The sequence below is a fragment of the Pseudomonas sp. GM84 genome (genome assembly GCF_000282535.1).
GTDB lineage: Bacteria > Pseudomonadota > Gammaproteobacteria > Pseudomonadales > Pseudomonadaceae > Aquipseudomonas.
The window spans coordinates 1-8,672 of the sequence record NZ_AKJC01000236.1 but is presented as its reverse complement, the minus strand read 5'-3'; the positions used below and the strand labels follow the sequence as shown (position 1 = coordinate 8,672).

Sequence of the window (8,672 nt, the reverse complement as noted above, 5' to 3'; positions counted from 1 at the left end):
TTGCCGGCGATAGGGCCCGTACAGGTTACAGATGCCCCTGCCTGGGCAACCGCTGGGACAGTTCATCCAGCAAGCGCTGCTCGCGCTTGTCTTCAGCCCGCCGCGCCTCGTCCATGTACCGCTGCACCAGCTTGCGCAGCCCCTCGACCCTGGCATAGGCCTGCTGCCAGGTGCCACGGGCATTCTTCAAATTGTTCTGGTGCCAGGTCAGGCTCTGCCGCTGCTGGGTCATGGCCGTCTCCAGCTGGCCGAGGAAGCGCTGGTAGTTGACCAGCCAGCTGCCATTGACCCCCTGCCCGCCACGGTCGATCCATTGCGCCTGGTAACCTTCGCGAAACGACTCCAGCTCGCTCAGCTTGGCCTGGGCCTGGGCCACCTGCTGCTGGAAATGCCCCACGCGCTGCGCGGCCTTGCGCTCGGCTTCCTCGGCCATGTTCACCACCGGCGCCAGGCGCGCGGCACGGCTGGGCATGCTCATGGCCTATCGACCATTGCCGGGGGGCACGAAGATCGCCCCCAACTGCTGGCGACTCTGGCCCATGCCGACATTCTCGTCCAACCCCTGGCGCAGGAAATCCACCAGCTTGGGCTGCAGGGCAATGGCCAGGTCGGTTTCCGGGTCACCGCCGGCGACATAGGCACCGACGCTGATCAGGTCGCGGCTTTGCGACAGGCGCGACCACAGCTGCTTGAACTTCTGCGCCTGACGCAGGTGGTCGGCATCGACCACCTGGGGCATGACCCGGCTGATCGAGGCCTCGATGTCGATGGCCGGGTAATGGCCTTCTTCGGCCAGGCGCCGGGACAGCACGAAGTGACCGTCGAGCACGCCGCGTGCCGAGTCGGCGATCGGGTCCTGCTGGTCGTCGCCTTCGGACAGCACGGTGTAGAACGCCGTGATCGAACCACCCCCTGGCTCGCCGTTGCCGGCGCGCTCCACCAGCTTCGGCAGCTTGGCGAACACCGACGGTGGATAGCCACGGGTGGCCGGCGGCTCACCGATGGCCAGGGCAATTTCACGCTGGGCCTGGGCAAAGCGTGTCAGCGAGTCCATCAACAACAGCACGTTCTTGCCCTTGTCGCGGAAGTACTCGGCGATACGCGTGCAATACATGGCCGCACGCAGGCGCATCAGCGGCGCATCGTCGGCCGGGGATGCGACCACCACCGAGCGCTTGAGGCCTTCTTCGCCCAGGATGTGCTCGATGAACTCCTTGACCTCCCGACCCCGCTCGCCAATCAGCCCGACCACGATGATCTCGGCCTCGGTAAAGCGGGTCATCATGCCCAGCAGCACCGATTTACCCACACCGGTACCGGCGAACAGGCCCAGACGCTGGCCACGCCCGACGGTCAAAAGGCCGTTGATGCTGCGGATACCCACGTCCAAGGGCTGGCTGATCGGGTCGCGGTTCAGCGGGTTGATGATCGGGCCATCCATCGGCACCCAGTCTTCGGCCTTCATGCCGCCCTTGCCGTCGAGGGCGCGACCGGCGCCATCGAGCACCCGGCCGAGCATGCTCATGCCCATGGGCAAGCGACCGCTGTCATCCAGCGGCACCACCCGCGCGCCGGGGGCGATGCCGGCGATGCTGCCGACCGGCATGAGAAACACCTTGTTCCCGGAAAAGCCCATGACCTCGGCCTCGACCTGCACCGGGTGGTAACTGTCATCGTTGATCACCAGGCAGCGCCCGCCTACCGCAGCGCGCAGGCCCTCGGCTTCGAGGGTGAGGCCGACCATGCGCAGCAGCCGACCTTCGACCACCGGCTGCACGGGCAGCTCGATCGCCTCGGCGTAGCCGCCCAGGCGCTTGCCGAAACTGGTGCGGTCAAGGCGCATCGTTGCCGTCCAGCTCGACCGCGATGTCCGGCGCCGCCGGGTGCAGGGCCTGGTCGTGCAACTGATCGAACAGCTGGGCGACAGCCTTCTCGATGCGGGTTTCCATGGTCGCGTCGATGCGGCTGTGCAAGGTCTCGATACGGCAACCACCGGGCAACAGCGCCTCATCTTCGAGCAGCTTCCACTGCTCTTCGTGGCGCTCGCGCAGGGCCTTGGCCAGTTCGAAGTCCTGGGGGTTGAGGTGAATGCGGATATTGTCGGCGCCCATGGGCAGCAGTTTCAGGGCTTCGCGCAGGACCTGGGTGATCTGGCTGGAATCACTACGCAGCTCGCGGCCGATGACCTGACGGGCCATGTGCGAAACCAGGTGCACCAGGGTCTTTTCGATCTGGGTGTCCTGCTCGGCAATCGGCTCGAGCAAATGCCCCATCAGCTGCTCCAGGCTGGCCAGTTTGGCTGCCAGCGCCACCTCGGCCTCCTGGCGCACCTTGAGCTGGGTGCTGTGAAAGCCCTCGCGCTCGCCGGTGGCAAAACCTTCGTTGTAGGCTTCTTCGCGGATCGCCTCGAGCTCTTCGAGAGTCAGCGGCTGGACTTCCTCCAGCGGCACCTCTTCGACTTCTTCCTCGACGACTTCAGGTTCCGGCTCAGGCACAGGTTCCGGCTCGGGGTCGAAGCTGGGCAATGCCCACACGTCGACGCCCACGAGGTCGCGGGCGCGGATCAGGTCACTGGGGTGGGATTCTTTAGTGGGCATGTTCTCAGGTACTCAACAACGACCAATGCAGTCTTTGTGGGAGCGGGCTTGCCCCGCGAACACCGGCAAAGCCGGTGCCATTCACTGCGGCGCCTGCTTCGCGGGCAAGCCCGCTCTCACAGGAGGGCGCATTGCCCGATGACTCAGATCATTTCCTCGGCACCCTTGCCACCGAGCACGATCTCGCCGGCCTCGGCCATGCGGCGGGCGATGGTGAGGATTTCCTTCTGCGCGGTTTCCACGTCGCTGACGCGCACCGGGCCCTTGGCTTCCAGGTCGTCGCGCAGCAGTTCCGAGGCACGCTTGGACATGTTCTTGAAGATCTTGTCCTTGACCCGCTCGTCGGCGCCCTTGAGCGACACCACCAGCACGTCGGAGGACACCTCGCGCAGCAGCGCCTGGATACCGCGGTCGTCGACATCGGCCAGGTTGTTGAAGACGAACATCAAGTCCTCGATCTGCTCCGACAGGTCGTTGTCGACCTCGCGGATCGAATCCATCAGTGCGCCTTCCACGGAACTGTCGAGGAAGTTCATGATATCGGCGGCGCGCTTGATGCCACCCAGGGTGGTGCGCGCGGCATTGGAATTGCCCGAGAACTGCTTCTCGAGAATCTGGTTCAGCTCCTTGAGCGCCGCCGGCTGCACGGTATTGAGCGACGACACGCGCAGGATGATGTCCAGACGTACCTTGTGGTCGAAGTTGCTCAGCACTTCACCGGCCTGGTCGGGGTCGAGGTAGGCGACCACGATGGCCTGGATCTGCGGGTGCTCGTAGCGGATCACGTCGGCCACCGCGCGCGGTTCCATCCACTTGAGGCTGTCCAGGCCGCTGGTGTTGCCACCGAGCAGGATGCGGTCGATCAGGCCGTTGGCCTTGTCTTCGCCCAAGGCCTGATTGAGCATCTTGCGGATATAGCCATCGGAGCCCACGCCCAGGCTGGTCTGGTCGCCGACGATCTCGACGAACTCGCTCATTACCTGCTCGACCTGCTCACGGTGCACGTTGCCCATCTGCGCCATGGCCACACCGACCCGCTGCACTTCTTTCGGGCCCATGTGTCGCAGCACTTGCGCAGCATCGGTCTCACCGAGCGACAGCAGCAGGATCGCTGCCTTGTCGACGCGGCTGAGCTTGGCGGTAATGGCTCGATTGTCACTCATCGGCGTTGATCCACTCTTTCACGACCTGGGCCACGCGGCCCGGGTCTTCGGCCACCAGGCCTTTGATTGCGTTGAGCTGCGCCTCGTAACCCTCGTTCGGGCTTGGCAACAGAATGCTTGTCGGGCCACCCAGACTGACGCGGTCGTTGGCCAGTTCGCCATCCAGACCGATCATGCCGCCCAGCTCCATGTCGCTGTCCGTGGCAGCTTGCTTGCCGCCGCCAGTAATGTTGTTGAGCACCGGGCGCAACACGCCGAACACCAGCACCAGGATGAACAGCACGCCCAGCACCTGCTTGACGACGTCCCAGAACCAGGGCTGCTGGTAGAAGGCGATGTCGGCGATCTCTTCGCCACGGTCGGCGGCGAACGGCACGTTGATCACCGTCACGCTGTCGCCGCGGCTGGCATCGAAGCCCACCGCGTCCTGCACCAGGCGGGTGAAGCGTGCCAGATCTTCGGCAGCCCAGGGCGCACGGGTAGTCTCGCCATTGGCGCCAACCTTGGCCTGGTCATCGACCACCACTGCGACCGACAGACGGGTCAGGCGGCCCTGCTGTTGGCGGGTGTGGCTGATGGAGCGGTCAAGCTCGAAGTTCTTGGTGGTTTGCAGGCGCTTGTCCGCTGGGTACGGTGCGAGCATCGGCTGGCCGGTGGCCGGGTCCATGATCTGCTGGCCGTTGGCATCCACCAGCGGCTGGCCCGGCTGGATGGCGCCAGCGGGCGCTGCGGTGCCACCGGTGGTCTGCGGCGCCGAGGCTGGGCCCGGCGGCTGGTTGCTCAAGGCACCCGGCACACCTTGCGGGCCTTGGCTGCTGGCGCGCTGCTCGTTGACCGACTGCTCGCTGCGCAGCGCCGGCTGGTCCGGGTTGAACTGCTCGGAGGTCGACTCCACGGCGCTGAAGTCAAGGTCAGCGGACACTTCCGCCTTGTAACGGTCGTTGCCCAGCACCGGCTGCAGGATGTTGTGCACACGCTGGGTGAGCATGCCTTCCATGCGGCGGCTGTAGTCGAACTGCTTGCCAGCCATGGTCAGCGCCGTGTCCTGCAGCTGGTCGGAGAGCAGGTTGCCCTTCTGGTCGACCACGGTGACCTGCGACTTGTCCAGCTCCGGCACGCTGGTGGCGACCAGGTTGACGATGGCCATCACCTGGCCCGCTTCCAGCGCGCGACCTGGGTACAGCTCGACCAGTACCGAGGCGCTGGGCTTGCGTTCATCGCGCACGAACACCGAGCTTTTCGGGATGGCCAGGTGCACGCGCGCGGCCTTGACGTTGTTCAGGCTGGAGACGGTACGCGCCAGCTCGCCTTCGAGGCTGCGACGGTAACGGGTGGCTTCCATGAACTGGCTGGTGCCCAGGCCCTGCTCCTTGTCGAGCAGTTCGAAACCGACGTTGCCGTCGCTTGGCGCCACGCCAGCGGCTGCCAGTTTCAGGCGCGCCCGGGAGAGGTCGTCGGCCTTGACCAGCAGAGCGCCGGAATTGGGCTCGACGTTGTAGGGAATATCGGCAGCGGCCAGGGTATCCATGACCTGCTTGGTGTCCATCCCCGCCAGGCTGCCATACAGCGGGCGGTAATCCGGCTGCTGCGACCACAGCACCACGGCGAAGCCGATCGCCACGCTCGCGGCCAGCCCGACCAGCAGGCCAACCTGGCGCAGCATGGGCATCTGCGAGATGTTTTCCAGAAACGCCATGCCGAACAGCGGCGGTTTGCTCGCGGGCGAACCACTCTTGGCGGGTGCGTTTTCGACGACTGCTTCAGCCATGACTCACTTCCGTCCTCAAACCGGCATCTGCATGATGTCCTGGTACGCCTGGACCAGCTTGTTGCGTACCTGGGTCAAGGCCTGCATGGACACGCTGGCTTTCTGCGAGGCGATCATCACGTCGGTCAGGTCGACACCGCTCTTGCCGATCTCGAAGGCATTGGCCAGCTGGGTGGACGCCTGCTGGGTTTCATGCACCTTGCCAATGGCCTGGCCGAGCATGTCGGCAAAGCTGCTCTGCCCAGGCGCCAGCTCCGGCGCGGCAGTGGCCTTGGGCGCAGACATGGCTTCTGCCTGCATGGCCCGCATGTCCAACATCAGACGATTGAATTCAACACCTTGGCTCATGACCTTCTCTCTCCGGCGGCCGCATTTTTTTGACACTCATGCGGCGGATAGCCCAGAACTAGCAACAAAAGTGCCAGCCCGCTGCGCGACCTTGCAAAAGACTGCTTCAGCCGAACAGGCTGGCTTCCACGTCGAGCCCGGCATCACGCATCTGCGCCAGCTTGTAGCGCAGCGTGCGCGGGCTGATGCCGAGCCGTTCGGCTGCTTCCTTGCGGCGTCCGCGTTCGGCGCGCAAGGTGTCGATGATCAACTGGAATTCGAGGCGGCGCATGTCATCGCCCAGGCCCCCGGCGTCGTCCACGGCAGCCACTGGCATTGGCGCCGCCGGCACGGCGCTCGACAGGGGAATGGCGCCCGCCAGACAGAAATCCGCCGCCTCGATGATCCCGCCTCGCTGCAGGATCAATGCCCGCTGCAAGGCATTGTCGAGCTCACGGACGTTGCCCGGCCAGGCATAGGCCTGCAGGCAGGCCCGGGCCTCGGCAGAGAGGCGCACCGGCGCATGCTTCATCTTCGCCACATGCCGCGCCAGCAAGCGCTCGGCCAACGGCAGGATGTCACTCGGGCGCTCGCGCAGCGGCTGCCAGGCCAAGGGGAACACCGACAACCGGTAGAAAAGGTCTTCACGGAAACGCCCCGCCGCCACCTCGCCCGCCATGTCGCGGTTGCTCGTGGCCAGCACGCGGATATCCAGGGCAATCGGCTTGCGCCCACCGACCCGCTCCACTTCACGCTCCTGCAGCACACGCAACAACTTCGCCTGCAGCCCGAGGGGCATTTCGGAGATCTCGTCGAGCAGCAGCGTGCCCCCTTCGGCCTGCTCGAACTTGCCGGCCTGGGCGGCGATGGCGCCGGTGAAAGCGCCCTTTTCGTGGCCGAACAGGGTGGCTTCGAGCATGTTGTCCGGGATTGCCGCGCAGTTGATCGCGACGAATGGCTGCGCCGAGCGCGGCGACTGCTGGTGGATGTAGCGTGCAAGAACTTCCTTGCCAGTGCCCGACTCGCCGGAGATGAGCACGGTGGAATCGCTGCGCGCGACACGCGCGGCCAGCTCCAGCAGTTGTCGGCTGGCGACCTCGCAGGCCACTGGTCCCTCATCTGCAGCCAGCCGCCCGGCCGCATGGCGTTCGACCAGGCTCAGCAGTGCCTTGGGCTCGAACGGCTTGACCAGGTAATCCACCGCCCCCTGGCGCATGGCCTCGACAGCACGCTCAACGGCCGCGTGGGCGGTCATCAGCAGTACGGGCAGCTGCGGCTGATGGCGGCGCAATTGCGCCAGCAACTGGTGACCGTCCATGCCCGGCATGTTCACATCACTGACCACCAGGCTGAACGCTTCGCCCGCCACCGCCTCCAGCGCCTCTTCGGCACTGCCTACGGCCTGGTAGGCGAAGCCGCCGATTTCCAGGGTATCGCCCAATGCCTGGCGCAGGGCGCGGTCGTCCTCGACCAGCAGCACCTTGATAGGCATCACGCCACCTCCACAGACTGACCGTCGATCAAAGGCAGCACAACGCTTACGCAGGTGCCACGGCCAACCTTGGAGCGCAGCTGAAAGCTGCCCTGGTGCGCACGCACCACAGCCTTGACCACCGCCAGCCCCAGCCCGGTGCCGGTGGATTTGGTGGTGAGAAAGGGCTCGCCCAGGCGCCCCAGCAGCGCTGGCTGGATGCCCGTGCCGGCATCGCTGATGCACAAGTGCAGGCTGTGCTGACGGCGGAACAGGTGCACCTTGAGGCGCGCAGGGCTTTCGCTGGCCTGCAGGGCGTTCTCGATCAGGTTGAGCAAGGCGCCTACCAGGGTATCGCGATTGCACAGCAACTCGCCCAGGTGGGTGTCGCATTGCCAGCGCACGGCATGCCCCTGGACATGCACCTGGGCCGCCTGCTGCAGGGCCTGGAACAGGCCCTTGGGGGTCAGCCGGTCAGTCAACGGCAGCTCGCCACGGGCAAACACCAGCATGTCACGCACCTGATGCTCCAGCTCGTGCAGGCGCTCCTTGAGGCTACCGGCAAAACGTTGACGGGTCTCTGGCGCGAGGTCGCGCTCGCCATCGGCCAGGTGGCTGGCATACAGCATGGCCGCCGACAGCGGCGTACGGATCTGGTGGGCCAGCGAGGCCACCATGCGCCCCAGCGCCGACAGCCGTTCATGGCGCGCCAGCTGGTCTTGCAGGCGACGGGTTTCAGTCAGGTCGTTGAGCAGCACCAGTTGGCCGGGCTCGGCGTCCAGCGAGCGGGTGGCGATGGACAGGCGGCGACCGTCACGCAGCGACACCTCGTGGCCGTCATCCTTGCGCGGGGCGAAGCTACGGGCGATCACCTGGCGCCACAGTTGACCGAGCAAAGGCTCGCCCAGCAGCTCGCGGGCTGCCGGGTTGGCTTCGCGCACCAACCCCTGGTCGTCGATCACCACCACCCCGCCGGGCAGCAGGTCGAGCAGGTTCTGCAGGCGGTTGGCCAGGCGCTCCTTCTCGTTCAGTTCAGCCATGCGCTGGGCACCTACCACGGCCAGCTCCCCCTTGAGCTCGCTGACGCGGGCTTCGAGCATGCTGTAGGACTGGTTGAGCTGGGTGGATACCTGGTTGAACAGGGCGAATGCCTGCTCCAGCCCCTCTCGACTCTCCTGTTCGACCGGGGAACGCCCCTGCGGATCAAGGGCTCGGGAAAAGTGGGCGGCTTGGGGCATCGTGCTCTCTCGCGTGGCGGACCGTCATAAAAACGGTGTGGTGCCTGCGGTGTAGCAATAGCCGTGCCGGGGATGGGGGATTGTGCTTGGCAGGTCCGGCCCTATCGC

At 65.7% G+C, this 8,672-nt stretch carries 8 protein-coding genes; all 8 read right to left on the bottom strand.

Going from position 1 to position 8,672, the window contains the following annotated elements:
• Nucleotides 1–25 precede the first annotated feature (25 nt).
• Nucleotides 26–478 (bottom strand): flagellar export protein FliJ, encoded by a 453-nt coding sequence (gene fliJ, locus PMI38_RS19045; protein WP_043273943.1) that lies wholly within the window; start codon nt 476–478, stop codon nt 26–28.
• Nucleotides 479–481: 3 nt separating this feature from the next.
• The gene (gene fliI / locus PMI38_RS19040) at nt 482–1,843 is read right to left on the bottom strand and encodes a flagellar protein export ATPase FliI (protein ID WP_008097330.1); all 1,362 of its coding nucleotides are present in this window, start codon (nt 1,841–1,843) and stop codon (nt 482–484) included.
• Nucleotides 1,833–2,597 carry a flagellar assembly protein FliH gene (gene fliH, locus PMI38_RS19035; protein ID WP_008097329.1) on the bottom strand — a complete coding sequence of 255 codons (765 nt, stop codon included), beginning with the start codon at nt 2,595–2,597 and terminating at the stop codon, nt 1,833–1,835. The genes fliI and fliH overlap by 11 nt, the downstream gene beginning before the upstream one ends.
• Nucleotides 2,598–2,740: 143 nt before the next feature.
• Entirely contained in the window at nt 2,741–3,760 is a 1,020-nt protein-coding gene (gene fliG, locus PMI38_RS19030) for a flagellar motor switch protein FliG (RefSeq protein WP_008097328.1), read from the bottom strand.
• Complete coding sequence (fliF, locus tag PMI38_RS19025) at nt 3,753–5,528, bottom strand: flagellar basal-body MS-ring/collar protein FliF (RefSeq protein WP_008097327.1); 1,776 nt, start codon at nt 5,526–5,528, stop codon at nt 3,753–3,755. Before fliF ends, fliG begins: the two co-directional genes overlap by 8 nt.
• Nucleotides 5,529–5,543: 15 nt before the next feature.
• Nucleotides 5,544–5,876 (bottom strand): flagellar hook-basal body complex protein FliE, encoded by a 333-nt coding sequence (gene fliE, locus PMI38_RS19020; protein WP_008097326.1) that lies wholly within the window; start codon nt 5,874–5,876, stop codon nt 5,544–5,546.
• Between the two features lie 106 nt (nt 5,877–5,982).
• Nucleotides 5,983–7,347: a sigma-54-dependent transcriptional regulator gene (locus PMI38_RS19015; protein WP_008097325.1), complete on the bottom strand. Its 1,365-nt coding sequence runs from the start codon at nt 7,345–7,347 to the stop codon at nt 5,983–5,985.
• The gene (locus PMI38_RS19010) at nt 7,347–8,564 is read right to left on the bottom strand and encodes a sensor histidine kinase (protein WP_008097324.1); all 1,218 of its coding nucleotides are present in this window, start codon (nt 8,562–8,564) and stop codon (nt 7,347–7,349) included. The genes PMI38_RS19015 and PMI38_RS19010 overlap by 1 nt, the downstream gene beginning before the upstream one ends.
• Between the last annotated feature and the right edge of the window lie 108 nt (nt 8,565–8,672).

Excerpts from the sequence above, each read along its gene's own strand:
- fliJ (WP_043273943.1), bottom strand. The coding sequence starts at position 478 with ATGAGCATGCCCAGCCGTGCCGCGCGCCTGGCGCCGGTGGTGAACATG.
- fliI (WP_008097330.1), bottom strand. The coding sequence starts at position 1,843 with ATGCGCCTTGACCGCACCAGTTTCGGCAAGCGCCTGGGCGGCTACGCC.
- fliH (WP_008097329.1), bottom strand. The coding sequence starts at position 2,597 with ATGCCCACTAAAGAATCCCACCCCAGTGACCTGATCCGCGCCCGCGAC.
- fliG (WP_008097328.1), bottom strand. The coding sequence starts at position 3,760 with ATGAGTGACAATCGAGCCATTACCGCCAAGCTCAGCCGCGTCGACAAG.
- fliF (WP_008097327.1), bottom strand. The coding sequence starts at position 5,528 with ATGGCTGAAGCAGTCGTCGAAAACGCACCCGCCAAGAGTGGTTCGCCC.
- fliE (WP_008097326.1), bottom strand. The coding sequence starts at position 5,876 with ATGAGCCAAGGTGTTGAATTCAATCGTCTGATGTTGGACATGCGGGCC.
- PMI38_RS19015 (WP_008097325.1), bottom strand. The coding sequence starts at position 7,347 with ATGCCTATCAAGGTGCTGCTGGTCGAGGACGACCGCGCCCTGCGCCAG.
- PMI38_RS19010 (WP_008097324.1), bottom strand. The coding sequence starts at position 8,564 with ATGCCCCAAGCCGCCCACTTTTCCCGAGCCCTTGATCCGCAGGGGCGT.